The 23,939-nt window shown below is 66.2% G+C and carries 21 protein-coding genes and 1 pseudogene; 12 read left to right on the plus strand and 10 right to left on the minus strand.

Annotation, left to right across the window (positions count from 1 at the left end):
• Positions 1 to 212, minus strand: a pseudogene (locus HMPREF3113_RS08550) (lytic transglycosylase domain-containing protein); the annotation flags it as partial.
• A gap of 119 nt (positions 213 to 331) precedes the next feature.
• Here HMPREF3113_RS08550 and miaB point away from each other — a divergent pair.
• From miaB to HMPREF3113_RS08590, 8 genes are all read left to right on the plus strand, one after another.
• Positions 332 to 1,795: a tRNA (N6-isopentenyl adenosine(37)-C2)-methylthiotransferase MiaB gene (miaB, locus tag HMPREF3113_RS08555; RefSeq protein ID WP_070471780.1), complete on the plus strand. Its 1,464-nt coding sequence runs from the start codon at positions 332 to 334 to the stop codon at positions 1,793 to 1,795.
• 228 nt (positions 1,796 to 2,023) lie between these two features.
• Positions 2,024 to 3,010 (plus strand): PhoH family protein, encoded by a 987-nt coding sequence (locus HMPREF3113_RS08560; protein WP_070426995.1) that lies wholly within the window; start codon positions 2,024 to 2,026, stop codon positions 3,008 to 3,010.
• Positions 3,007 to 3,492, plus strand: a complete 486-nt coding sequence (gene ybeY, locus HMPREF3113_RS08565) for an rRNA maturation RNase YbeY (protein WP_019185849.1) — start codon at positions 3,007 to 3,009, stop codon at positions 3,490 to 3,492. The genes HMPREF3113_RS08560 and ybeY overlap by 4 nt, the downstream gene beginning before the upstream one ends.
• A 55-nt stretch (positions 3,493 to 3,547) precedes the next feature.
• Positions 3,548 to 4,234 (plus strand): hypothetical protein, encoded by a 687-nt coding sequence (locus HMPREF3113_RS08570; protein ID WP_070471781.1) that lies wholly within the window; start codon positions 3,548 to 3,550, stop codon positions 4,232 to 4,234.
• Between the two features lie 82 nt (positions 4,235 to 4,316).
• Positions 4,317 to 4,910, plus strand: a complete 594-nt coding sequence (locus HMPREF3113_RS08575; RefSeq protein ID WP_070471782.1) for a hypothetical protein — start codon at positions 4,317 to 4,319, stop codon at positions 4,908 to 4,910.
• 64 nt (positions 4,911 to 4,974) lie between these two features.
• Positions 4,975 to 5,856: an HlyC/CorC family transporter gene (locus HMPREF3113_RS08580; RefSeq protein ID WP_046272009.1), complete on the plus strand. Its 882-nt coding sequence runs from the start codon at positions 4,975 to 4,977 to the stop codon at positions 5,854 to 5,856.
• Positions 5,857 to 5,864: 8 nt separating this feature from the next.
• Positions 5,865 to 7,121, plus strand: a complete 1,257-nt coding sequence (locus HMPREF3113_RS08585) for a lipoprotein N-acyltransferase Lnb domain-containing protein (protein ID WP_070471783.1) — start codon at positions 5,865 to 5,867, stop codon at positions 7,119 to 7,121.
• Between the two features lie 15 nt (positions 7,122 to 7,136).
• A complete protein-coding gene (locus tag HMPREF3113_RS08590) occupies positions 7,137 to 8,135 on the plus strand; it encodes a magnesium and cobalt transport protein CorA (protein ID WP_070471784.1) in 999 nt (332 codons plus the stop codon).
• A 185-nt stretch (positions 8,136 to 8,320) separates the two neighbouring features.
• On the opposite strand, the gene HMPREF3113_RS08595 is transcribed toward HMPREF3113_RS08590, so the two are convergent.
• The 7 genes from HMPREF3113_RS08595 to HMPREF3113_RS08625 form a co-directional block, all read right to left on the minus strand.
• The gene (locus HMPREF3113_RS08595; protein WP_070471785.1) at positions 8,321 to 9,685 is read right to left on the minus strand and encodes an NAD-dependent succinate-semialdehyde dehydrogenase; all 1,365 of its coding nucleotides are present in this window, start codon (positions 9,683 to 9,685) and stop codon (positions 8,321 to 8,323) included.
• A gap of 116 nt (positions 9,686 to 9,801) precedes the next feature.
• On the minus strand, positions 9,802 to 10,647 hold the full coding sequence (locus HMPREF3113_RS08600; protein ID WP_019185856.1) for an ABC transporter permease subunit: 846 nt from the start codon (positions 10,645 to 10,647) through the stop codon (positions 9,802 to 9,804).
• Entirely contained in the window at positions 10,644 to 11,555 is a 912-nt protein-coding gene (locus HMPREF3113_RS08605) for an ABC transporter permease subunit (protein ID WP_070471786.1), read from the minus strand. The genes HMPREF3113_RS08600 and HMPREF3113_RS08605 overlap by 4 nt, the downstream gene beginning before the upstream one ends.
• Positions 11,552 to 12,685 (minus strand): ABC transporter ATP-binding protein, encoded by a 1,134-nt coding sequence (gene potA, locus HMPREF3113_RS08610; RefSeq protein WP_070471787.1) that lies wholly within the window; start codon positions 12,683 to 12,685, stop codon positions 11,552 to 11,554. Before potA ends, HMPREF3113_RS08605 begins: the two co-directional genes overlap by 4 nt.
• A 164-nt stretch (positions 12,686 to 12,849) precedes the next feature.
• Positions 12,850 to 13,956, minus strand: a complete 1,107-nt coding sequence (locus HMPREF3113_RS08615; protein WP_046272012.1) for a polyamine ABC transporter substrate-binding protein — start codon at positions 13,954 to 13,956, stop codon at positions 12,850 to 12,852.
• A 132-nt stretch (positions 13,957 to 14,088) separates the two neighbouring features.
• Positions 14,089 to 15,483 carry a glutamine synthetase family protein gene (locus tag HMPREF3113_RS08620; protein ID WP_019185860.1) on the minus strand — a complete coding sequence of 465 codons (1,395 nt, stop codon included), beginning with the start codon at positions 15,481 to 15,483 and terminating at the stop codon, positions 14,089 to 14,091.
• Positions 15,480 to 16,238, minus strand: a complete 759-nt coding sequence (locus HMPREF3113_RS08625) for a gamma-glutamyl-gamma-aminobutyrate hydrolase family protein (protein ID WP_070471788.1) — start codon at positions 16,236 to 16,238, stop codon at positions 15,480 to 15,482. The genes HMPREF3113_RS08620 and HMPREF3113_RS08625 overlap by 4 nt, the downstream gene beginning before the upstream one ends.
• 196 nt (positions 16,239 to 16,434) lie before the next feature.
• Between HMPREF3113_RS08625 and HMPREF3113_RS08630 the strand changes: the two genes are divergently transcribed.
• Positions 16,435 to 17,721: an NAD(P)/FAD-dependent oxidoreductase gene (locus HMPREF3113_RS08630; RefSeq protein ID WP_070471789.1), complete on the plus strand. Its 1,287-nt coding sequence runs from the start codon at positions 16,435 to 16,437 to the stop codon at positions 17,719 to 17,721.
• Between the two features lie 630 nt (positions 17,722 to 18,351).
• A complete protein-coding gene (locus tag HMPREF3113_RS08635) occupies positions 18,352 to 19,956 on the plus strand; it encodes an MASE1 domain-containing protein (protein WP_070471790.1) in 1,605 nt (534 codons plus the stop codon).
• 141 nt (positions 19,957 to 20,097) lie between these two features.
• Here HMPREF3113_RS08635 and HMPREF3113_RS08640 read toward each other — a convergent pair whose 3' ends face one another.
• Positions 20,098 to 20,508, minus strand: coding sequence for a hypothetical protein (locus tag HMPREF3113_RS08640; protein WP_254665262.1), 411 nt, complete (start codon positions 20,506 to 20,508; stop codon positions 20,098 to 20,100).
• Positions 20,509 to 20,771: 263 nt separating this feature from the next.
• Here HMPREF3113_RS08640 and HMPREF3113_RS08645 point away from each other — a divergent pair, with 263 nt between their 5' ends.
• Positions 20,772 to 22,118: a diguanylate cyclase gene (locus tag HMPREF3113_RS08645; protein WP_070471792.1), complete on the plus strand. Its 1,347-nt coding sequence runs from the start codon at positions 20,772 to 20,774 to the stop codon at positions 22,116 to 22,118.
• A gap of 70 nt (positions 22,119 to 22,188) precedes the next feature.
• Entirely contained in the window at positions 22,189 to 22,650 is a 462-nt protein-coding gene (locus tag HMPREF3113_RS08650; protein WP_019185865.1) for a bacteriohemerythrin, read from the plus strand.
• Here HMPREF3113_RS08650 and HMPREF3113_RS08655 read toward each other — a convergent pair whose 3' ends face one another.
• Complete coding sequence (locus tag HMPREF3113_RS08655; RefSeq protein WP_019185866.1) at positions 22,651 to 23,928, minus strand: MFS transporter; 1,278 nt, start codon at positions 23,926 to 23,928, stop codon at positions 22,651 to 22,653.
• Between the last annotated feature and the right edge of the window lie 11 nt (positions 23,929 to 23,939).

Genomic DNA, 23,939 nt, shown 5'->3' on the forward strand with positions numbered 1-23,939 from the left:
GGCGCGGGCGGCGCTGCCACGGCCCGGCGAGGCGCCGCGCCGCGGTCGGGCCGGTAGCTGCTGATCACACTGCAGCTGGCCCCGGCCACGCGCTTGCTCACATAGCTGGGAATGCCGTCGCTGCCAACACACTTGTACAGGGTGCCCGCACTGGCCGGCATAGCGGTCAGCGCAGCCAAGGCCAGCGCAGCGATCCCCAACATCCCCTTCATGAGCGGGAGTGTCCCCAATTCCCCGGGGATTGCCAAGGGGGGCGCCCGACCCGGCTACAATGGCCTGCTCACCGCAGCCAACCGGCTGCCTGCCCGCCCACCCGACTGGAATAAGCGCCATGACCGGGACGCCAGCTTCGACCGCGCCGACTTCGGCCGGTTCTGCCTTGCCTGCCTCCGCTCCGCCCAGCTCCGCCCCCCGCCCCGACCTGCTCCCCCTGCCCGGCGCCAAGCCGCAGGTGAGCGGTCCGGTGCGCGGCAAGCTGTACATCAAGACCCACGGTTGCCAGATGAACGAGTACGACTCGACCAAGATGGCCGACGTGCTCGCCGCCGCCGAAGGGCTGGAACTCACCGACGACCCGGCCGAGGCCGACGTGTTGTTGATGAACACCTGCTCCATCCGCGAGAAGGCCCAGGAGAAGGTGTTCAGCCAGCTCGGTTACTGGAAGACGCTGAAGAACAACGGCCGTGGCGTGATCATCGGCGTCGGCGGCTGCGTGGCCTCGCAGGAAGGCGAAGCGATCATCAAGCGTGCCCCGCACGTGGACCTGGTGTTCGGCCCGCAGACCCTGCACCGCCTGCCGGAGCTGATCCGCCAGCGCCGGGAATCGGGCCGGTCGCAGGTGGACATCAGCTTCCCGGAGATCGAGAAGTTCGACGCCCTGCCCGAGCCGCGTGCCGAGGGGGCCTCCGCATTCGTGTCGATCATGGAAGGCTGCTCGAAGTACTGCTCGTTCTGCGTGGTGCCCTACACCCGCGGCACCGAGGTCAGCCGCCCGTTCGAGGACGTAGTGGTGGAAGTGGCGCAGCTGGCCGCGCAGGGCGTGCTGGAAATCAACCTGCTCGGCCAGAACGTCAACGCCTACCGTGGCCCGTATGGCGACGGCGAGTTCGCCGACCTCGGGCTGCTGATCCGCACCATCGCCGAGATCGACGGGGTCGGCCGGATCCGCTTCACCACCTCGCACCCGCTGGAGTTCAGCGATTCGCTGATCGATGCCTACCGCGATGTGCCGCAGCTGGCCAACTTCCTGCACCTGCCGGTGCAGGCCGGCAGCGACCGCGTACTCTCGGCGATGAAGCGTGGCTATACCGCGCTGGAATTCAAATCCAAGATCCGCAAGCTGCGCGCGGTGCGCCCGGACATCTCGATCAGCTCGGACTTCATCGTCGGCTTCCCCGGCGAGACCGATGCCGAGTTCGAAAAGACCATGAAGCTCATCGAGGACGTGGGCTTCGACCAGAGTTTCTCATTCATCTATTCGCGCCGCCCGGGCACGCCGGCTGCCGATCTGGAAGACACCACCACGGATGCGGAAAAGCACGCGCGCCTGTCGCGCCTGCAGGCCCGGATCAACGAGCAGGCGGCGGCCATCTCCGAAAAGATGGTCGGCACCGTGCAGACCGTGCTGGTGGAAGGCCCCTCCAAGCGCAACCCGAACGAGCTGACCGGCAAGAGCGAGAACATGCGCTCGGTGAATTTCCCGGGGCACCCGCGCCTGGTCGGCCAGTTCGTCGATGTGGTGATCACCGAGGCGTACAGCAATTCGCTGCGCGCGCGGATGGTGACGGCGGACTGAGCAAGGCATCGCGCGCGCCGGACCACGGCGCGCCCCCGGCGTGACGCTTTTTTGATCACGCCATCAGACCCGTTGTCGCACTAGGGCTGCGCGCAGCTATCCACAGCTTGCTGCACCGGCACTGCACAGGCGATGTGGAAAAGTAGCGGCGGCCCGACACCCGCGCTACCCTGTTCTCCCTTTCCCAGCTTGCGGCCCGGTCGGCTGGACCGGCGGCCGCCGGACGCAATGACCGCACTCGCACAACGCGACTTCACCCTCACCCCGGAAGACAACGAGCGCCTGGCCAACATGGCCGGCCCATTCGACGAACATCTCCGCCAGGTGGAACTCAAACTCGGCGTGGAAATCGCCAACCGTGGGCACGTGTTCCGCGTGACCGGCCCCAAGGCCGTCGTCGCCGATGCGCAGGCCCTGATCGAAGCGCTGTACGCCGAAGCCGGCGACGTGGTGTTCGACAGCCATGCCATCCACCTGCGCCTGAACCAGGCCAACGTGGAGCAGGTGGCAGAACGCGCCTACGAGGCCCAGGAGGTGGCGATCAAGGTCAAGCGCGGCACCGTGCGCGGCCGGGGCGCCAACCAGGCCCGTTACCTGCACCAGATCACCACCCATGACATCAACTTCGGCATCGGCCCGGCCGGTACCGGCAAGACCTTCCTGGCCGTGGCCAGTGCGGTGGAAGCGCTCAACGAAGCGCGCGTGCAGCGCCTGATCCTGGTCCGCCCGGCGGTGGAGGCCGGCGAAAAGCTCGGCTTCCTGCCCGGCGACCTGAGCCAGAAGGTCGACCCGTACCTGCGCCCGCTGTACGACGCGCTGTATGAAATGCTCGGCGTGGAAAAAGTGATCAAGCTGCTGGAGAAGAACGTCATCGAGATCGCGCCGCTGGCCTACATGCGCGGGCGCACGCTCAACGATGCGTACGTGATCCTGGATGAAGCGCAGAACACCACGGTCGAACAGATGAAGATGTTCCTGACCCGCCTGGGCTTCGGCTCCACTGCGGTGGTCACCGGCGATCTCACCCAGACCGATCTGCCCAAGCACGTGAAATCCGGCCTGCGCGATGCCATCGAGGTCCTGCGCGATGTCGAGGGCGTGAGCTTCACCTTCTTCGAAGCGCGCGACGTGGTCCGTCATCCGCTGGTGGCGCGCATCGTCAGCGCTTACGATCGCCGCGATCTGCAACAGGTCCAACCCGGAGCGAACCCATGACCCGTGGTCCCGTACGCCTGGACGTCGCCATCAACTACGCCCTGCCCCGCGCGGGTCTGCCCTCGGCGGTGAGCTTCCGCAAATGGGTGGCCGCGGCCCTGAAAGGCCGCATCCGCGAGGCCGACCTGGCCATCCGCCTGGTCGATGCCAAGGAAGGCCAGTCCTTGAACCGGCATTACCGCGGCAAGGATTACGCGACCAACGTGCTCAGCTTCCCCGCGGAATTGCCCGAGGGCCTGCCCAAGGGCGTGAAGTTCCCGCTGCTGGGCGACCTGGTGATCTGCGCCCCGGTGGTTGCCCGCGAGGCCGACGAACAGGGCAAGGCGCTCAACGCCCATTACGCGCACCTGACCGTGCACGGCGTGCTGCACCTGCTCGGCTGGGACCATGAGGACGAGAAGGAAGCCGATGCCATGGAACAGCTCGAGCGCGACATCCTGGCCGAACTCGGCATCGCCGATCCGTATGCCGGCGAGCGCTGAGTCCCCCCTGCGCTGCGCCTGCTGATGTCTTCGCCATACAAGGATGTATGCCGCCATGCCGATGCCTGATCGACGCTCCGCGCTGGGCCCCGTACTGCTCGCCCTGTCCCTGCTGGCGGGGGTGTATTCCGCCCTGGGCGCACCAGGCCTGACCGCGCTGGCCCCGGCGGGGCGCGATCCCGGCGCCATCCGGATGGGCATGCTGGCGCTGTCGGCGGTGATCGCCTTGCTTTCGTTGGCGCCGTCACGCAGCTGGTGGGCGGCCCGGCAGCGGCGCGCGCCGTTGTCCGCGAGCTGGACCCGCCGGCTGGCGACGCTGTCAGTGGCCGTGTTCATCGGTGGCACCCTCTCGTGCCTGTTCGCGGGCCTGATCCTGCCCCATCTGCTGGCCGACCCGGGCGGGGCAACGCTCACCGCCAGCGGCTTCAGCGTGGTGGCCTGGTCAGGCCTGGCGGCCGCGCTGGCCGCTCCCCTGGGGTGGCGGACGCTGTATGCCTGGTCGCGGCGCGATGGTGCCCGACCGGCCCAATCGGCGACCTTCCGTGCCCGGCCGGTGCAGGTCGCCCTGCTGTTCGTGCTGGCCGCCGCCTTCGCACTGGTATTCGGGCGCGGGCTGGTCGCCTCCACCGCCGGCGCCCCCGCGCTGATCCACCTGGGTGCGGTGGTGCTGCTGCTGTGTGCGGCGGGGATCGCGGTGGTCACCTTCACCGCCACCGTGCGCTGGCTGCTGCGCCGTCGCTGACGGCCTGCCATGGCGGGCCGCCCCCCGCTATGATCGACGCCGCGTCCGTGCGCTGCACGCCTTTGTTGATGGACCTGTTCCGATGACCCCGTTGCGACCTGCCTGCCTGGCCCTGCTGGCCGTGCTTTCCGCCCCGGCCTTCGCCGAAGCGCCACCGCTGGACCTGCCCGCCCTGATCGAATGCCGCCAGCGCGTGAGCGACTACGAGGCGGTGGCCCCGGTCGTGGCCGACCCGCTCAAGGCAGTCGCCAACGGCCTGCAGCCGCTGCCGCAGACCAACCAGTTCATGACCGAATTCCGCCTGGCCGCGCCGATCACGGTGTTCGGCGAGCGCGCCGAGTACATCGCCGTCGCCGGGGCCAGCATCATGGCCATCCTGGACCTGGCCGACCCGCGCCCGCTGGCCAAGCGCCTGGCCCTGGAAGACGGCGTGGACACCCCCCGGAAATTCATGGCCGGGCGCGAGCTGGTCAGCCGCGACGTGACCGACCCGCGGACCGGCGAGGCCCTGATCGAATCGGTGATCCTGAGCCTGTCCACGGTCAACTCCCACCCGGGCAAGACCCTGGCCGGCTGCACCTACAGCCTGGACCTGCCGCCGGAGGAGGAAACACCGCCGGCCAGCCCCACCGCGGCCCCCTCGCCGGGCGTGAACCCGGCGGCGGCGAGGCGCTGACAGGCCCTCGCATCCTGATAGACTAAATCCAACGCCCGGCCTGCCGGGTGCCTTTTTTCCAGAGATGTCTGAAGACGACAGTAGTAGCTCCGCGCAGGAGCACAATGAAAAGAAGCGCAGCTGGCTCGAACGCCTGACCTCTGCCTTCTCCGGCGAACCCCACACCCGCGACGAGCTGGTGGCGGTACTGCACACCGCGCACGAAGACGGCCTGATCGCCGCGGACACGCTGCGGATGATGGAGGGCGCCATTTCGGTGGCCGAGCTCACCGTCGGCGACGTGATGATCTCGCGCTCGCAGATGGTCTCCCTGCCGGTCGAAGCCCCCTTCCTTGAACTGATGAAGCAGGTGGTCGAATCCGGCCATTCGCGCTTCCCGGTGCACGGCGACAACAAGGACGACATCCTCGGCATCCTGCTGGCCAAGGACCTGCTGCGCGGCGTGGTCGCCGACAACGGGCCGGCCAACATCCGTGAGCTGCTGCGCCCGGCGGTACTGATCCCCGAGGCCAAGAAGCTCAACGTGCTGCTGAAGGAGTTCCGGCTCTCGCGCAACCACATGGCCATCGTGGTGGACGAGTACGGCGGTGTCGCCGGGCTGGTCACCATCGAGGACGTGCTGGAGCAGATCGTCGGCGAGATCGACGACGAGCATGACGAGGCCGAGGACCACACCTCGCAGATCGCGATCCAGGCCGACGGACAGTACGTGGTCGATGCATTGACCGCGATCGAGGATTTCAACGAGCGCTTCGGTGCCACCTTCCCCGACGACGATTACGACACCATCGGTGGCCTGGTCACCGAGGCGATCGGGCACCTGCCCGAAACCGGCGATGAGCTCACCCTGGACCGCTTCGTGTTCCGGGTGGCGCGTGCCGATGCCCGGCGCGTGCAGGCGTTCCATGTGACCGTGCTGCCGCCCGACACCCACAACGAGGATTGACCCACGCCATGCGGCCCCCTTTGAATCGGTGGTCGCTGTGCCGCCTGTTGTTCGTGTTGTCGCTGCTTGCGATGGCCAGCCTGCCCTTCGGGGCGCTGGCCGCGCAGGATGCCGTGCCTGCCACGGCCGCCCCGGCCCCTGCCGCCGAGGCGCCACGCATCGGCGTGGTCACCATGCAGCCGGGCGAGATCTTCTTCGAACGCTTCGGCCATGACGCGCTGGTCGTGGTCGATCCGGTCACCGGCGACGCCATCTCGTACAACTTCGGTTACTTCGACCCGAGCGAGTCCGATTTCATCGGCAACTTCGTGCGCGGCGACATGATGTATTACCTGGTCGCGCTGCCGCTCGGGCAGGACCTGTCGTACTACCAGGAGAGCGGCCGCGGTGCGAGCGTGCAGTGGCTGGATCTGACGCCCGCGCAGGCGCGCACCCTGGCCGCGTCGCTGGCCGAGCGTGCCAAGCCCGAAAACGCGCGTTACCACTACGATTACTACACCGCCAACTGCGCCACCATGGTCCGCGATGCGATCGATGGTGCCCTCGGTGGCGGCCTGCATTCGCAGCTGTCGGGGCGCTCGCGCGGCAACACCTACCGCAGTGAATCGGTACGCCTGGCCTCGCCCTCGCCGTGGATGTGGCTGGGCTTCGATATCGGCCTGGGTCCGTTTGCCGACCAGCCGCTGTCGCGCTGGCAGGAAGCATTCGTCCCGATGCGCCTGGCCGATGCGCTGCGCCAGGTCCGCAACAGCGAAGGGCGCCCGCTGGTGCAGGCCGAGCAGGAACTGCTGCCGCACCGGATCGCGCCGGAACCGAGCGAGTCTCCCCGCCGCTGGTGGCCGTGGCTGCTGTGCGGCCTGATCGCTGCCGCAGGCGTGGTCGCAGTTCGGCGCCGGCGTCGTCTGCTTGGTGGCCTCGCGCTGCCGTTCTGGCTGTTCTGCGGTATTGGCGGCGCACTGCTGACCTACCTGTGGGGCTTCAGCGCGCACCAGGCCGCCTGGGCCAACCGCAACCTGCTGCAGCTCTCGCCGCTGTGCCTGCTGCTTGTCCCCGCCGCGGTCACCCTGCTGCGCGGCCGCGTGCCGCGCGCGTGGTTCCGGATCGTGCTGTGGGCGGTGGCCGGGCTGTCCCTGCTGGGGCTGGTGCTGCACTGGTTGACCCTGCAGGCGCAGTACAACCTGCAGTGGATCGTGTTGCTGCTGCCGATCCACGTGGCGCTGGCATGGGCGCTGGGCCGCCGTGACCTGCCCGTCACGGGCCGCTGACGCACGATGCCCGCCATGGATACCGTCACACCCGATAACCCCGCCTGCGTCATCAACTGCGTTCACTACGATGACCAGGGCAAACGCCACGACATCAGCCTGGATGCGATCAGCGATGTGATCGCCAGCGACAACGGCTTCGTCTGGGTCGGCCTGTACGAGCCCGATGACAGCGTGCTGCTGAAACTGCAGGAAGAATTCGGCCTGCACTCGCTGGCCATCGAGGACGCCCGCAACGCGCACCAGCGGCCCAAGGTCGAGGCCTACGGCAATTCGCTGTTCGTGGTGGTGACCACCGCGCAGATGGTGGACGAGCGGATCCGCTACGGCGAAACGCACGCCTTCCTCGGCCCGCGCTTCCTGGTCACGGTGCGCCACGGCGCGTCGCTTTCCTATGCCGCCCCGCGCGCCCGCGTGGAGCGCGAGCCGGAGCTGCTGCGCACCATGGGGCCCTCGTACTGCCTGTACGCGGTGCTGGATTTCGTGGTCGACAACTATCTGCCCATCACCCAGCGCTACCGTGACACGCTGGAACATCTGGAGAAGGACATCTTCTCCGACAACTACAAACGCCACACCGTGGTGCGCCTGTACGAGCTCAAGCGCGAGCTCAACAAGATGCGCATGGCCGTGGCGCCGCTGCAGGACATGCTCTCGCAGATCAAGCGCTACCAGGGTGACCTGGTGCCGGACGAAGTGAAGCTGTACCTGCGCGACGTGCACGACCACGCGGTACGGATCAGCGATGTGATCGACACCCTGCGCGAGATGCTGGGCACCGCGCTGAGCGTGAACCTCTCGCTGGTCACCCTGGCCCAGGGCGAGACGGTCAAGCGCTTGGGCGCGTGGGCGGCGCTGCTGGCCGCCCCGACCCTGATCACCAGTTGGTACGGCATGAACTTCACGCACATGCCCGAGCTCGACAAGCCATGGGCCTACCCGGCGATGATCATCGGCGTGGGTGCGGTGTGCGTGGGCCTGTACCGGTTGTTCAAGCGCGCGCGCTGGCTTTAGGCAGCGACCGTTGGTCGCTACGGTGGTGACCGTTGTTCGCTACGGCGGGCGACGGCTGGCCACGACGGTGGGTAGTGCCGGCCGCTGGCCGGCTCCTCCGGTGGCATGACCGTTATCTGATGTTCGCGGGCGTCCGGGGCATGGGCGTGAGCCGGCCAGCGGCCGGCACTACCCGGTTCATGGCATCAGGCGACGTAAACGGTCTTGATGTTCATGAACTCATGGATGCCATGCTCGGCGAGTTCGCGGCCGAAGCCGGAACGTTTGCTGCCGCCGAAGGGGAGGCGCACGTCGCTCTTGACGATGGCGTTGACGAAGGCGGCACCACATTCCAGCTGCTGGGCGATGGCTTCGCCACGGGCCGCATCGGTGGTCCACACGCTGCCACCCAGGCCGAAGGTGGTGTCATTGGCCACGCGCAAGGCTTCGGCGTCATCGCTGACCCGCAGGATCGCCGCGGCCGGACCGAACAGTTCTTCGTCGTAGGCCGGCATGCCGGGGGTGACGTTGTCCAGGATCGTTGCCGGATAGCCAGCATGCGAACCGGCCACCGGCTCGCCGCCCAGCAGCAGCTTGGCGCCCTTGGCGATGCTGTCCTGCACCTGCTTGTGCAGTTCGTCGCGCAGGTCCGCGCGTGCCATCGGGGCCAGCGTGGTGTTCTCGTCCTGCGGATCCCCGTAGACGCGCTTGCCTGCAGCGGCGACGAACTTCTCCACGAACGCATCGGCGATCGCATCGACCACGATGAACCGCTTGGCCGCGATGCAGGTCTGCCCGCTGTTGTCGAAGCGTGACTTCACTGCTGCAGCCACCGTCTTTTCGAGATCGGCATCGTCCAGCACCACGAAGGCATCGCTGCCGCCCAGTTCCATCACGCACTTCTTGAGCTGGTCGCCGGCGTTGGCCGCGATGGAGCGCCCGGCGCGCTCGCTGCCGGTCAGCGTTACCGCTTTGACCCGCTTGTCGCGCAGCACTTCGGCGGCCTGGTCGTTGTCGATGTGGAGCACATCGAACACGCCTTCGGGCAGGCCGCCGTCGCGGCACGCCGCCAGGATCAGGTCGGCGCACTGCGGCACGTTGCTGGCGTGCTTGAGCAGGGCCACGTTGCCGGCCATGAACGCCGGCGCGAGGAAGCGGAACACCTGCCAGATCGGGAAGTTCCACGGCATCACCGCGAACACGCAGCCGATCGGCTCATAGCGCACGTAGCTGCGCTGGGCTTCGGTATCGATCAGCTGCGGCTTGAGGTAGTCAGCCGCATGGTCGGCGTAGAACTCGCAGGCCTCGGCGCATTTCTCGATCTCACCCAGCGCCTCCACCTTGAGCTTGCCCATCTCGGTGGTCATCGCGTGCTGGATGTCGCCCTTGCGTTGGCGCAGCTGGGCGGCAATCGCGCGCAGGATCGCCCCGCGCTCCTGCAGCGAACGCGCCGCCCAGGCCGGGAACGCCCCGGCAGCTGCCGCCAGGCGCTGCTCGACCTCCTTGGCGGTGAGCAGTTCATGGCGGTAGGTGACCTGGCCGGTCGCGGGATTGATGATGTCAGCGGTCATCACGGGTCTCCGAAAGTCAGACCCGCATTGTGCGCCCGGCCTCGTGAGCCGGATGTTGCCGGATCAGGGTGAACGCCGCGACAAAGCGTCGCAGCAGCGGCCTGCCCCGGCACCGTTCAGCTGGGGTCCTGCAGTGCCATCTGCATGTCACGCTGGCGGCGCTTTTCCGCCCGGGCAGTGATGTACCAGCCGACCACCGCCGCGATCGACACCGCCAGCACCATCAAGGTGGCCAGCGCGTTGATCTCCGGCTTGATGCCCATCCGCACCGAGGAGAACACCTTCATCGGCAAGGTCGTGGAGTTCGGCCCGGCCACGAAGCTGGCGATCACCACGTCATCAAGGGAGAGCGTGAACGCCAGCAGCCAGCCGGCCACCAGCGCCGGGGCGATGATCGGCAGGGTGATCTGGAAGAACACCTTGAGCCGGCTCGCGCCGAGATCCATGGCGGCCTCCTCCAGCGAGCGGTCCAGCTCCTGCAGCCGCGAAGACACCACCACGGTCACGAAGGACAGAGTGAAGGTGACGTGCGCGATCCAGATGCTGGTCACGCCGCGGCTGGGAAAGCCGGGGATGCCGCCCATCGCCACCAGCAGGGTCATCAGCGAGAAGCCCAGGATCACTTCCGGCATCACCAGCGGTGCGGTGATCAACGCCCCGAACAGGGTCTTGCCGGGGAAGCGGCGCATGCGGGTCATCACCATCGCCGCCATCGTGCCGAGCACGGTGGCCGCGCAGGCGGTCCAGAATGCGACCTTCAGGCTGATCCACAGCGCGTCCAGGATCTGGCGGTTGTTGAACAGCTCACCGTACCAGCGCGTGGAGAAGCCCGACCACACCGTGGCCAGCTTGGAGGCGTTGAAGGAATACACCATCAACAACAGGATAGGCAGGTACAGGAAGGCGAAGCCCAGCCCGAGCAGGCTCCAGCCCAGCCAGCGGTTGCTGCGCACCATGCTCATGCCAGCTTTCCTTCCAGCTCGCGCTGCTGCATGCGGTTGAACAGCAGGATCGGCACCAGCAGTAGGGCCAGCATCACGATCGCCACCGCCGAGGCCGTCGGCCAGTCGCGGTTGTTGAAGAACTCGCCCCACAGCACGCGGCCGATCATCAGCGTATCCGGCCCGCCGAGCATTTCCGGAATCACGAACTCCCCTACCGCCGGGATCATCACCAGCATGCAGCCGGCGATGATGCCGGTGCGCGAGAGCGGCAATGTGATCCGCACGAAGGCCTGCCACGGCTTGGCGCCGAGGTCGTAGGCCGCTTCCAGCAGGCGGTTGTCCAGCTTCACCAGGTTGGCGTACAGCGGCAGCACCATGAACGGCAGGTAGCAGTAAACGATGCCGATGTAGGCGGCGGTCGGGGTGTACAGGATCTGCAGCGGCGCATCGATCAGGCCGAGCTTGAGCAGCAGCTGGTTGAGCAGGCCGTTGCGGTCCAGGATGCCGATCCACGCATACACCCGGATCAGGAACGAGGTCCACGAGGGCAGCACCACCAGCATCATCGCCACGTTGCGCGCGGCCGGGCTCATCCGCGAGATCACATACGCCATCGGGTAGCCGATCAACAGCGTGAGCAGGGTCGAGATGACCGCGATCTTGATCGAGCTCAGGTAGGCCAGCAGGTACTGGTTGTCCTTGACCAGGGCCGCATAGCTGCCCAGGTTGAGCTTGAGCGAGAAGGCGCCGTCCACGTACTCCAGCAGCCAGGTGTACGGCGGTGAGCCGACCTGGGTGCGCGCGAAGGAGATCATCAGGATGATCACGAACGGCACCGCGAAGAACAGCAGCAGCCACAGGTACGGCGCGGCGATCACGCCGGCGCGCGTGCCCGGGAGCCAGCGCTTCCAGCCGGTCGCGCTCATGAGGTCAGCACCACGCCGTCGTTGTCGCGCCAGTGCACCCAGACGGTGTCGCCCCAGGTCAGGCCATCGCTGGCCCAGCGCTGCGAGTTGGCAAAGTTGGACAGCACCTTGGCCCCGCTCGGCAGGCGCACATGGAACACCGAGTGGCTGCCGAAGTAGGCGATCTCCTCGATCACGCCCTGCGCCTTGTTGGTGTCGCCGGCCGGTTCGTCCTTGCCGATCATCACCTTCTCCGGGCGCAGCGCGAAGGCTACCGGCTGGCCTTCGTAGCCGGTGATGCCGTGGGCGACGTAGATCGGCGCAGGGAACAGCGGCGTGCGCACGGTGACGTATTCGGGCAGGTCCTCATCGAGCACCCCGTCGAACAGGTTCACCGAACCGATGAACTCGGCCACGAACCGGTTGGCCGGCTGTTCGTAGATTTCATCCGGCTTGCCGACCTGCTGGATCCAGCCGGCATCCATCACCGCGATCCGGGTGGCCATGGTCATGGCTTCTTCCTGATCGTGGGTGACCAGCACGCAGGTCACCCCGGTGGTCTCGATGATGTTGACCAGCTCCAGCTGCATCTGCGAGCGCAGCTTCTTGTCCAGCGCGCCCATCGGCTCATCCAGCAACAGCAGCTTCGGACCCTTGGCCAGCGACCGCGCCAGCGCCACGCGCTGCTGCTGGCCACCGGAGAGCTGGTGCGGTTTGCGCTTGGCCAGCTTGGTCAACTGCACCAGCTCCAGCATCTCGCCGACACGGCGATTGATCGCATCGCGGGCCATGCCGTCCTGCTTCAGGCCGAAGGCGATGTTCTGCTCCACCGTCATGTGCGGGAACAGCGCATAGGACTGGAACATCATGTTGATCGGGCGCTGGTACGGCGGCAGCGCGTTGATGCGCTGGCCGTCCAGGTCGATGGTGCCCTGGGTGGGAGTCTCGAAGCCGCCCAGACAGCGCAGCAGCGTCGATTTGCCGCTGCCCGAGCCTCCCAGCAGCGCGAAGATCTCGCCCTTGCGCACGTCCAGGGTGACGTCGTCGAGCGCGACGAAGCCGTCGAACTCCTTGCGCAGCGCGCGGATGGACAGGTAACCCGGTTCCAGGACCGGGAGGACCGCGCCTTCCGGCTTGGCTTCAAATGGCATGGGGGGCGGCTCCAGGAGCGGCGGCAGGACGGGGGGAGCATCCCATTTTACCGGTGGTGGCCGCGTCATGTGCTACCCGGCGGGGCGGCCCGCGTTGCCGACCCCGGGTGCACGCGGCCCCCGAAACGACGACGCCGGCGCGGGGCCGGCGTCGCAGGGGGCACTCAGCGCCCGGTTTTCACCTCGGTCCACAGCCGGGTGTAGAGCTTGTCCACCTCCGGCGTGTTGATCGAGTAGGTGAACATCTTGGCCGCCACATCGGCCGGCGGGTAGATGGTCGGATCGGTGCGGATCGCCTCGTCCACCAGCGGCGTGGCCGTGGTCACCGGGTTGGCGTAATGGATGAAGTTGGTGTTGGCCGCGGCGACCTTGGGCTCGAGCAGGTAGTTGATGAAGGCGTAGGCCGCCTCCGGGTGCTTGGCATCCTTGGGGATGGCCAGCATGTCGAACCACTGCGGGGCGCCTTCGCGCGGGATCGAGTAGGCCACGGTCACGCCGTTGGAGGCCTCGGCCGCGCGGTCGCGGGCCTGGATGATGTCACCGGACCAGCCCACCACCAGGCAGGTACCGCCGTTGGCCAGCGAGCCCACGTACTGCGAAGAGTGGAAGTTCTGCACGTACGGGCGGATCGTCTTGAGCAGCGCGGCGGCCTTCTCCAACGTGGCCGGGTCCTGGCTGTGCGGATCCTCGCCCAGGTAATGCAGCGCGATGGGGATCATGTCCGACGGCGTATCCAGGATCGTGATCCCGCAGTCCTTCATCTTGGCGATGTTTTCGGGCTTGAAGATCAGGTCCCAGCTGTTGGCGATCTCGGTGCTGCCGCCGAAGCGCTGCTTGAGCAGTTCCACGTTGTAGCCGATGCCGGTGGTGCCGATCATGTACGGCACGCCGTATTCGTTGCCCGGGTCCTGCTGCGCGATGCGCTTCATCACACTCGGGTCGAGATTGGCCAGGTTCGGGATCTTGCTCTTGTCCAGCGGCAGGAACACGCCGGCCTTGATCTGGCGGCCGAAGAAATTCAGCGTCGGCACGACCACGTCGTAGCCGCTGTTGCCGGCCAGCAGCTTGGTTTCGACCATCTCATCGCTGTCGAACACGTCATAGGTCACCTTGGTGCCGGTGGCCTTCTCGAAGTTCGGGATGGTGTCTTCCGCGATGTAGTCGCTGTAGTTGTAGACGTTCAGCACCTTGGCGTCGTCCTGCTTGTCACCGCCGCCACAGGCGGTCAGCACGGATACGGCAATGCCGAGGGTGAGGATTCGCAGCTTCATCGGACTCTCCACAGGTCAGGTGCGAGTTGGGGGGAACCGGCCGGACCGGCGCAACGGGTGCCAGCCTACCGGGCATGCCCCCATTTTCCCAGCACACGGCCCTCACGGCCATGCCGGATGTGGTGCCTGGGGTCAGACGTTGAGCAGCAGGAACTCGCGCTCCCAGGAGCTGATGACCCGGAAGAAGGTCTCGTATTCCTTGCGCTTGACCGACACATAGGCACGGCAGAAGCGCTCGCCCAGCATCTCGCGCAGCGCCGGGCAGCCTTCCAGCCCGTCCAGCGCCTCGCCCAGCGAGCGTGGCAGGTCGTAGCCCAGCTCCTTGGCGCTGCCGCTGATCGGGGCGGTCGGCGAGCCCTGCTCGCGGATGCCCAGCAGCCCGGCGGCCAGGGTCGCGGCGATGGCCAGGTAAGGATTGGCGTCCGAACCGGCGAACCGGCTTTCCACCCGCATGTTCTCCGGCGTATCCAGCGGCACCCGCAGCCCGCAGGTGCGGTTGTCGAAGCCCCAGTGCACGTTGCTCGGGGAGACCTCGCCGAACATCAGCCGGCGGTAGGAGTTCACATTCGGAGCGAAGAACGCCATCGCCGCCGGCACGTACTTCTGCAGGCCGGCCAGGTAATGGCCGAACAGCGGACTGAAATCCTCACCACCGTGCTCACCGCTGAACACATTGCTGCCATCGCTGATCCGCAGCAGGCTCTGGTGGATGTGCATCGCACTGCCCGGCTCGTTCTCCATCGGCTTGGCCAGGAAGGTGGCATAGATGCCGTGGCGCATCGCCGACTCGCGCATGGTGCGCTTGAACAGGAACACCTGGTCGGCCAGGTCCATCGCATTGGCGTGGGTGAAGTTGACCTCCAGCTGCGCGGCGCCGGATTCGTGGATGAGCGTGTCCACGTCCAGCTTCATCGCGTCGCAGTAGTCATACATCAGATCGAGGATCGGATCGAACTCGTTGACCGCGTCGATCGAGTACGACTGGCGCGCCGTCTCCGGGCGACCGGAACGGCCGGCCGGCGGCAAGAGTGGGAAATCCGGGTCGGTGTTCTTCTGGACCAGGAAGAACTCCAGCTCCGGGGCCACCACCGGGCGCAGGCCGAGCTCGGCATAGGCGTTGAGCACCCGGCGCAGCACGTTGCGTGGGGCCAGCTCGTGCGGCTCGCCGGTCTTGGTGAAACAGTCGTGGATGACCTGCGCGGTGGGATCGGTCGCCCATGGCACCATGCGGACGGTGTCGGCATCCGGGCGCAGGATCATGTCCGAGTCCGAGGGCGAGGTCAGCTCGTAATAATCGTCCGGGAATTCGCCAGTGACGGTGGTGGCGAAGATGCCCTCCGGCAGGCGCGTGCCGTAATCGTGCGAGAACTTGTCGGCCGGAATGATCTTGCCGCGCGCGTTGCCGGTGATGTCCGGCACCAGGCACTCCACCTCCGTGATGCGCCGGTCCTTGAGCCAGCGCAGCAGCGTGCTCTCCTGCGGAACAGGCTTGGGGGCGGCTTTGCGCGAACGCGTTCGGGTGGTCATGACCGGTCTGCTGTAAGAGAGTTGCGGCGACAAGCATCGCCGAAAGCGTGAAAAATGCTGTGATAGAACCGATTGTCAGCCACCCGCCACTCAGGATGCCACTGCACCCCGAGCACGAAACGGTGCGAGGTACTGCGCGCCGCTTCGATCAGCCCATCCGCGGCGATGGCCTCGACCCGCAGCCCGTCGGCCAACCGGTCGATGCCCTGCCCGTGCACGGAATTGACCGTTGCCGTGGGCACCCCGGCCCAGCCGGCCAGCCAACCGCCTTCGGACAGCTGCACCGCATGTGCAGGACCATACTGCACCTCGACCGCCGCCTGTGGGTCTTCGCGATGATCGCCCAGCCCCGGCACCTCGTGCACGCGCGGATGCAGGCTGCCGCCGAGCGCCACGTTCAATTCCTGGAAACCGCGACAGATCGCCAGCACCGGCAGATCGCGGGCCAGCGCTTCATGCAACAAGGACAGCGCGTTCGCATCGCGCGCCGGGTCATGCCGATTGCCCGGCCAGCTCGGCGGCCCCGCATACAGATGCGGCTCGATGTTGCTTACCGCGCCGGTCAGCAGCAGGCCCTGCAGCCGGTCCAGCCACGGCGCGGCCGGCAGCGGCGGTTGCAGGCTGGGCAACAGCACCGGAGTGACGCCGGCCGCCTCGACCAGCGCGCGGATGTACTTTTCACCGGCCGCCGCGAAGCGGTGATGGCCCAACATCGTGCTGTCGGTGGGCAGGCCGACCCAAGAGGGCGAGACCATGCGTCATGCTCGGATGACCTGCAACCACGTTACCCCTGCGCGCAGATCCCGCGCAACTCAGCGCCGCCTCGTCGGCGCGCGCGCCCTCACACGCCGGGCGCAGACGCTGCGACAGACTGCCCGCTGTTACGCGCCTCGGTTGCTGGCATCCTTTGTCCATGATTCCTGACTTGTCCATCGCCCGCCGGAGCCCGGCATGACCACCGCCGGCGAGACGCACGCACCCAGCTGGTACGCCGACAGCGTGGCTGATGCCCCGCTGCGTGAGCCACTGGCCGGCGATCTGAACGCCGACGTCTGCGTGCTCGGCGCCGGTTACACCGGCCTCTCCGCCGCGCTCACCCTCGCCGAACGCGGGTATCGCGTCGTGCTGCTGGAGGCCCACCGGGTCGGCTGGGGGGCCTCAGGGCGCAACGGCGGCCAGGCCATCGTCGGCTACGGCTGCGAGGTGGACACGCTCGAGCATCTGGTCGGCGCCGAAGATGCGCGGGCGCTGTTCGAGTTCTCGCGCGACGGCATGCGCCTGCTGCGCGACCGCATCGCCCGCCACCAGATCGACTGCGACTGGCGCGACGGCCACGCCAGCGTGCCGATCAAGCCCCGCCAGGAGCGCATGCTGCGCGCCGGGCTGATCGATCTGGCCCAGCGCTACGACTATCCCCTGGAGTGGTGGGACCGCGCCCAGCTGCGCGGGCAACTGGACAGTCCGCGCTATCGCGGGGCCATGTTCGATCCTCACAGCGGCCACCTGCATCCGCTGGCCTACGCACAGGGCCTGGCCCGTGCCGCCGAGGCAGCCGGGGCGGTGATCCACGAGCAGTCGCCGGTACTGCAGTTGATCCGGGGGGCCCGGCCGCAACTGCGTACCGCGCACGGCACGGTCAGCGCCGATCACGTGGTGATCGCCGGCAACGCCTGGCTGGAGGGCATCGCGCCGGAGCTGGAATCGCGGATCATGCCGGTCGGCACCTACATCGGCGCCAGCGCGGTCCTCGGACAGGCGCGGGCGCAATCACTGATCCGCAACGACATGGCCGTGGCCGATGTCAGCTGGGCGCTGGACTATTTCCGACTGAGCCGCGACCACCGCCTGCTGTTCGGCGGCCAGGCCAGCTACTCCGCCCTGCCCCCGCCCGGCCTGCGCGGGGTGATGACCCGGCGCATGCGCGCGGTGTTCCCGCAGCTGGCCGACGTGGAGCTGGAGTACGTGTGGGGCGGTTATGTCGACATCACCCGCAACCGTGCCCCGCACTGGGGCCGGCTGACCCCGAATGTCTATTTCGCGCAGGGCTTTTCCGGCCACGGTGTTGCCGCTGCGGGCCTGGCAGGCCAGGTGCTGGCCGAGGCGATTGCCGGGCAGGCGGAGCGGCTGGACGTGTTCGAGCGTATCCCGCACCGCCCTTTCCCCGGCGGGCGCCTGCTGCGGACGCCGCTGCTGGTGGCGGCGATGTCCTGGTACAAGCTGCGCGATGCGTTGTGGTGAGGGTTCAAGGGGTTTTCGGCGGGGCGGCGGGCTCGGCGGCGGTGCCGGCCGGGTACTGCGCGGCGTCGGGTTCGAGCCCTTGTGCCGATTCGACACTTCCAGACACTCAACGACCTCCGCGGCCGTCCGCCGCGGAATTGTGAAGATCGTCGTGCCGTAGGCTGCCCGCCCTGCAATTACGCACTGCGATGGAAAAGTGAGACGGGGCGCGGCATCTGAAATCAGGCTTTCCACTTTCCGGCAGTTCCACAACAGGACGCGCAGCGGATGTTATGGCAGTGCTTACCACGCCCTCCACGGGTCGGATCACATAAAAACGAAACGAGCAGAATGCGTCACATCAACGCCTGCGGTGACTGAGACAGGCGTTTCTCGAGCTCGTGGATTCATCCGCGCGGCTACAGCGCCTCACTAATGCCGGCGCCAGAGCCGGCATGAAGCTTATCACCCCAAAATGAGATATGTGTCACGCCCATGAACGTGACACACGCCTGTGCGTCCATCCATACCCTGTGCCGCCAACGCGCCGGACCACTTGCGCAATTGCATAATCGGACGTGTATATATACCGTCCAATCTAATCGCGGCATTGCTACACAGGGATGTTGAAGGCACGAACAGGGGAAGCCAGTGCGCGGAGAGTGGTGGAAAAATGGAATTCAGTTGAATCTGCGCATCGAGCCGATCGGGCTTGTTCTCGCTGTGTTCTACGCATTTGCATGCTGGGGGGCGCGCAAACTATCCCTCGACCAGTTCTACCTGCCTGCGGGTATACGAGTGGCCGCCCTGCTGCTTTGCCCACCCCGACTGTGGCCCTACCTGTTCCTTGGCGAATACGCCTACTTTGCTCAGATGCGTTACCCGATGATCGACAAGTACGGGTTGACGTGGGTCATCCTCGCCTCCGTCTCGCTGATGCCCACGGTAGCAATGATCGTGCGACTGCATCGCAGGATGATGGCCGCTACGACGCAGGCTTGGTTGCTTTCAGTTGGCGCGGCATCGGCCGTAGCCGTTACGTCAATCAATCTTGCTCTGGCGGAATTGCTTTGGACAACACCAGATATGCCATTGCTGGCCGGCATAGCGCGCTACATCGTAGGTGACTTCATCGGGATTCTGACCGTGGCACCGCTCGCCTTGCTTTGGGCAAGGAGGAACACCGAGCCGGCATGGACAAGTAGATTGCTCACCCCAATCATTGGCGCGCTCGGCTTAATGATCCTGCTAGGCATATGCACGACGCTGATACCTGCGGAATCATCTACGGCCAAAAGCAGCCTGCAGCTGCTAATGGCGCTCCCAGCCATTGCACTGACATGCCTGCTCGGCTGGCGTGGCGCAGCGGTGGCGGTGCCAACACTTAATCTGATCATCGGCCTTACCACGCCCAAGCCATTCCCGTCTGCATTTGATCAGTCCACGTTTACCACGCAAATGATCATGGCCATCGCAGGCGCCGCGCTACTCATGTTCGGCTCCAGGATCACTCATTACTATCACCGCTACCGAATCAGGGACGATGGTGAGAAGAACGCGATCAAACTGGCCAGAAAGTCTCATATGGCCAGGGAGAACGGTCTGCGCGAGCGCGCGCTCAACCTTCGTAAGCTCGGAGATGGCATTGACGTCTCCCTCAATGAAGTCGTGAACTGGCTGAAGTTGCAGGGACACCACGAGATCGCCAGCGGCTTGCTTCACACTGCGACGGTGCATTCGCGCTTGTTCCGCGAACAGGCAAGCATGGTCTATCCCACCACATTGGATCAACTCGGCCTTTATGTGGCATTGCAAATGGGTGGCCTGCGCGAAGCGTGGGAGAAGACCGCCCGGGTTGCCCGGCCTCGCCTGGAGGGTGATCCCTGCCTGCTGAGCAATGATTTGCAGTTGGCTGCCTATCGCGCACTGAGCGATGCCGTATCCCTTCTGTTAGAGCATGAGACGGGTCAGGTAGTGGTTCGTGCCCGTTGTGGACGTTTCGGGCCACAGCGGGGAATTCTCGTAGTCGTCGCTCTTCTTGATTCGGCACAGGCATTGTCCGAGACAACGATCACTATGGCAGATGAGCAATTGGCCGGCCTGTCCCTCGCATATGGCGGCGTCGTGCAGTGCCGTCGCAACCGGATCAGGTTGCTGCTGACGGAAACAGCAATCGGCTCTTCCAACAGAGTAGCCCGCTTCCATTCGGTGAAGCGCGGAACAGCTGACCTGGACAATAGCGAAGCGTTGACCTGATCGGAACCTGACCAAACCTACCTCGCTGCCTTCGAGGATTACGGTCATTAGCAAGACGGCACGCCACTTCAACTTTCTATCGAACGACGTGCTGTCACCCTTGGGATGACAGCACGTCGTAGATGCCGTATCAGAGCATTCCTAGTGTCGCTCATCCGCGACTTCGACAGCCCACACAGCGTCGCCGCCCCGCCCATAGCGCACTAACGAGAATTTTGCCCCCCGGTACACTTCGACCCGCGCTGCGTTCGGGGAGTGCCGCACTTGCTGCGTTGGCAACGACACCCGAGCCAATCTGTCGCCCGCAGGCAACGTCCAGAAGACGTCATCGGTATTCCCGATAATCACCTGCACTCGGCCAGCAAGATCATTCACCTGGAAATACGAGATACCGTCCCGCTGGAATCCGTACACGAGCCAGTTCGGATCCTGACTCAGGTTGGCAGCCATCGGCTGCGCTTGGCCCAGCCCGCTTCTCGCCAGAGGAGTTCCGTGACTATCGGACTGGGCCATTCCGACCATCGGAACCGATGCGAGAATCACGATACCCACCACACCAACAATCCTTGGAATGCGCACATTTACCTCCTGAGTTAAAAACCGATGAGGGGAACTTCGGCGATAGTAACTGTAACCGGCGGTCCACCGAACAATGACCACCTTGAGTGGCGAGACCAGTACGACGCGCCCATCGGCAACCGGGCCACCCGGCAACCAGGCCGGGACTGCGACATTGCGCGTCGCCCTAGCCCCTAAAGTTACGCGTGAAACCGCCGCTACCAGTCCCGACCCACTCGGAACCGAGCGTACGCCTCATGCCGGCACTGTTGCAGGGCGCTGTCCTCAGCGACCCCGGTGATGCCCTGCCCCAGCGGATCCTGCTGGTGGAAAACTCGCGCACGTTCACCAGCATGCTGCGCGAGGCGATCGAGCAGCGGCTGGAGCTGCCGGTGTCGGTCGCGACCAGCCTGGCCGAGGCCGGGCGGTTGCTGGATGAGGAACACGGCTGGTTCCTGGTCCTGACCGGCCTGGTGCTGGCCGATGGTGACCGCGATACCGTGGTGGACTACTTCCTCTCACGCGGGTTGCCCACGGTGGTGGTCAGTGGCGTCTACGACGAGGACCTGCGCAAACGGGTGCTGCAGCAGCAGATCATCGATTACGTGCTGAAGAACACGCCGGGCAGCATCGATTACCTGGTGTGGCTGGTACAGCGGCTGGAGCGCAACCGGCGGATCGCCGCGGTGGTGGTGGATGATTCGATGTCGGCACGGATGTACGCCGCCTCGCTGCTGCGCATGTACGGGCATGATGTCTACGAGGCGGCCGACGGTGCCGAAGGGCTGAAGGCAATCGAAGCGCACCCGGCGATCCGGCTGGCCGTGGTCGACCAGGAGATGCCGGGCATGGAGGGGGTGGAGTTCACCCGCCGCCTGCGCACGATGCGCTCACGCGACAAGCTGGCGGTGATCGGGATCTCCGGCAATACCGACCCGTCGCTGATCCCGCGCTTCCTCAAGAACGGCGCCAACGATTTCCTGCGCAAGCCCTTCTCGCGCGAGGAGTTCTTCTGCCGCGTCTCGCAGAACGTGGACCAGCTGGAGCTGATCGGCACCCTGCAGGACCTGGCCACCCGCGATTTCCTGACCGGCCTGCCCAATCGCCGCTGCTTCCTGGAACAGAGCCAGCGCCAGCTGCCGCAGCTGCACCTGGATGGTGAGCAGGTGGCGGTGGCGATGATCGATATCGACCACTTCAAGCACATCAACGATACCCATGGCCACGAGGCCGGCGATGACGCGCTGCGCGCGGTGGCCGCGGCGGTCGCCCAGCACGCGCGCCAGGAAGACCTGATCGCGCGCTTCGGTGGCGAGGAGTTCTGCCTGCTGGTGCCCGGCATGGATGAAGAGCAGGCCGTGCATTACTTCGACGAACTGCGCCAGGCCATCGCCGCGCTGGAGGTCGACCTGGGCCACACCACGCTGCGCATGACGGTGAGCATCGGGCTGTGCTGCCTGCGCCCGCAGCGCGACTCGCTGCACCGGCTGATTTCCGAGGCCGACCGCCAGCTGTACCTGGCCAAGGCCGGCGGCCGCAACCGGGTCCACTGCGCCACCGTGGCCACCGGCCCACGCCAGCGCGAGCCTGCCCTGGTGCCTTGATCGAGATCAACGCGGCCCCGGCCGCGACTGCCTAGAGTCGCCCCCAGTTGAACAGCGCGGGGAACGCACCATGGCACTTCTGGTCTGGCAGGACGATCTGAACATCGGTATCGATGTCATCGATCACCAGCACATGCGCATCGTGGAGATGCTCAACCACCTGCACGTCGCCCAGAAGAGCCTGGAGCGGCTGGCCGTGGCCGAGGTGATCGACGAGCTGGTGGATTACACGATGTCCCATTTCGCCTTCGAAGAAGAGCTGATGGAGGAAGCCGGCTATCCGTTCTGTTCGGCGCACAAGCGCGTGCATGAGATCTTCGGCAAGCGCGTGGGCGAGTACCGGCTGCGTTTCCAGGCCGGTGAGGACATCACCGAAGAGCTGCGCACGATGCTCTCGCGCTGGCTGTTCAATCATATCCGGGGCGACGACAAGGCCTACGCACCGCAGGTCAAGCAGCATCTCAACCAGTTCGCGCGCGAGCACCAGCAGGGTAGTTGGCTGGGCCGCACGCTCAAGCGCTTCTTCCGCTGATCAGCGCCCGCGCCGGCCCATCGCCAGCAGGGCGACGATGGTGATCAATGCGGTGACGCACAGGTAATAGCCCACGGCGACCAGGCCATAGCGTTCGGCCAGCCAGGTGGCCACGTATGGCGCCGGGGCCGCACCGAGAATGCCGGCCAGGTTGAACGAGAGCGAGGCGCCGGTGTAGCGCACCTGCACCGGATAGATCTCGGCCAGGAAGGTGCCGCACGGGCCGTAGGTCAGGCCCATCAGGAACAGGCCCAGCGCCAGGAACCCCAACACCAGCCACGGGCTGCCGGCCTGGAACAGCGGCGCGAACGCCACGCCGAAGGCGAGGATCAGGCCGCTGGCCACGATCATCGTGCGGCGCGTGCCCCAACGGTCGCCGTACAGCGCGGAAATGGGAATGCCCGCCGCGAAGAACAGGATGCCGACCATCTGCAGCAGCAGGAACTGCTCGCGCGAGTAGCCCAGCACGGTGGTGCCATGGCCGAGGGTGAACACCGTCATCAGGTAGAACAGCACGAAGGTGGCGAACGCTCCCAGCGTGCCCAGTACCAGCGTCAGCGGATGTTCGCGCAGCACCGTCCACATCGGCAGCCTGACCCGCTCGTTGCGGTCCAGTGCGGCCTGGAACTGCGGGGTCTCGTGGATGTTCAGGCGCACCCACAGGCCGATGCCGACCAGCAGCGAACTGGCCAGGAAGGGCACGCGCCACCCCCATTGCAGGAAATCTGCTTCGCTCATCGCGCGGCCGAGCAGCAGGAAGATACCGGCCGAGAGCAGGAAGCCCAGCGGAGCACCCAACTGCGGGAACATGCCGTACCAGGCGCGCTTGCCGGGCGGTGCATTCTCGGTGGCCAGCAGCACCGCACCACCCCACTCTCCCCCCAGCCCCAGGCCTTGCCCGAAACGGCACAACGCCAGCAGTGCCGGTGCGACCAGGCCAATGCTGGCATGCGTGGGCAGCAGGCCGATGGCCACCGTGGAAACCCCCATCGTCAGCAATGCTGCTACCAGCGTGGCCTTGCGCCCGATGCGGTCGCCGTAGTGACCGAACACCGCCGAGCCGACCGGCCGCGCGATGAAGGCCACGGCGAAGGTCGCCAGCGACTGCAGCATCGCCGCGCCATCGCTGCTCTCGGGGAAGAACAGGTGCGGAAACACCAGCACCGCCGCGGTGGCGTAGATGTAGAAATCGAAGAACTCGATGGTGGTGCCGATCAGGCTCGCCAGCAGGATGCGGCGGGGGGAGTTCACGACGGGTGCGACAGCAGGTGTGGACATCGGGTACGCAG

The organism is Stenotrophomonas sp. HMSC10F06 (assembly GCF_001807865.1).
GTDB classification, from domain to species: Bacteria; Pseudomonadota; Gammaproteobacteria; order Xanthomonadales; family Xanthomonadaceae; genus Stenotrophomonas; species Stenotrophomonas bentonitica_A.

Bases quoted from the DNA above. Each gene is read 5' to 3' on its own strand.
- HMPREF3113_RS08560 (WP_070426995.1), top strand. From the start codon at position 2,024: ATGACCGCACTCGCACAACGCGACTTCACCCTCACCCCGGAAGACAAC.
- HMPREF3113_RS08655 (WP_019185866.1), bottom strand. From the start codon at position 23,928: ATGTCCACACCTGCTGTCGCACCCGTCGTGAACTCCCCCCGCCGCATC.
- HMPREF3113_RS08585 (WP_070471783.1), top strand. From the start codon at position 5,865: ATGCGGCCCCCTTTGAATCGGTGGTCGCTGTGCCGCCTGTTGTTCGTG.
- HMPREF3113_RS08625 (WP_070471788.1), bottom strand. From the start codon at position 16,238: ATGGTCTCGCCCTCTTGGGTCGGCCTGCCCACCGACAGCACGATGTTG.
- HMPREF3113_RS08570 (WP_070471781.1), top strand. From the start codon at position 3,548: ATGCCGATGCCTGATCGACGCTCCGCGCTGGGCCCCGTACTGCTCGCC.
- HMPREF3113_RS08580 (WP_046272009.1), top strand. From the start codon at position 4,975: ATGTCTGAAGACGACAGTAGTAGCTCCGCGCAGGAGCACAATGAAAAG.
- HMPREF3113_RS08615 (WP_046272012.1), bottom strand. From the start codon at position 13,956: ATGAAGCTGCGAATCCTCACCCTCGGCATTGCCGTATCCGTGCTGACC.
- HMPREF3113_RS08650 (WP_019185865.1), top strand. From the start codon at position 22,189: ATGGCACTTCTGGTCTGGCAGGACGATCTGAACATCGGTATCGATGTC.
- HMPREF3113_RS08645 (WP_070471792.1), top strand. From the start codon at position 20,772: ATGCCGGCACTGTTGCAGGGCGCTGTCCTCAGCGACCCCGGTGATGCC.
- HMPREF3113_RS08630 (WP_070471789.1), top strand. From the start codon at position 16,435: ATGACCACCGCCGGCGAGACGCACGCACCCAGCTGGTACGCCGACAGC.
- HMPREF3113_RS08605 (WP_070471786.1), bottom strand. From the start codon at position 11,555: ATGAGCGCGACCGGCTGGAAGCGCTGGCTCCCGGGCACGCGCGCCGGC.
- potA (WP_070471787.1), bottom strand. From the start codon at position 12,685: ATGCCATTTGAAGCCAAGCCGGAAGGCGCGGTCCTCCCGGTCCTGGAA.
- HMPREF3113_RS08600 (WP_019185856.1), bottom strand. From the start codon at position 10,647: ATGAGCATGGTGCGCAGCAACCGCTGGCTGGGCTGGAGCCTGCTCGGG.
- HMPREF3113_RS08620 (WP_019185860.1), bottom strand. From the start codon at position 15,483: ATGACCACCCGAACGCGTTCGCGCAAAGCCGCCCCCAAGCCTGTTCCG.
- HMPREF3113_RS08595 (WP_070471785.1), bottom strand. From the start codon at position 9,685: ATGACCGCTGACATCATCAATCCCGCGACCGGCCAGGTCACCTACCGC.
- ybeY (WP_019185849.1), top strand. From the start codon at position 3,007: ATGACCCGTGGTCCCGTACGCCTGGACGTCGCCATCAACTACGCCCTG.
- miaB (WP_070471780.1), top strand. From the start codon at position 332: ATGACCGGGACGCCAGCTTCGACCGCGCCGACTTCGGCCGGTTCTGCC.
- HMPREF3113_RS08590 (WP_070471784.1), top strand. From the start codon at position 7,137: ATGGATACCGTCACACCCGATAACCCCGCCTGCGTCATCAACTGCGTT.
- HMPREF3113_RS08575 (WP_070471782.1), top strand. From the start codon at position 4,317: ATGACCCCGTTGCGACCTGCCTGCCTGGCCCTGCTGGCCGTGCTTTCC.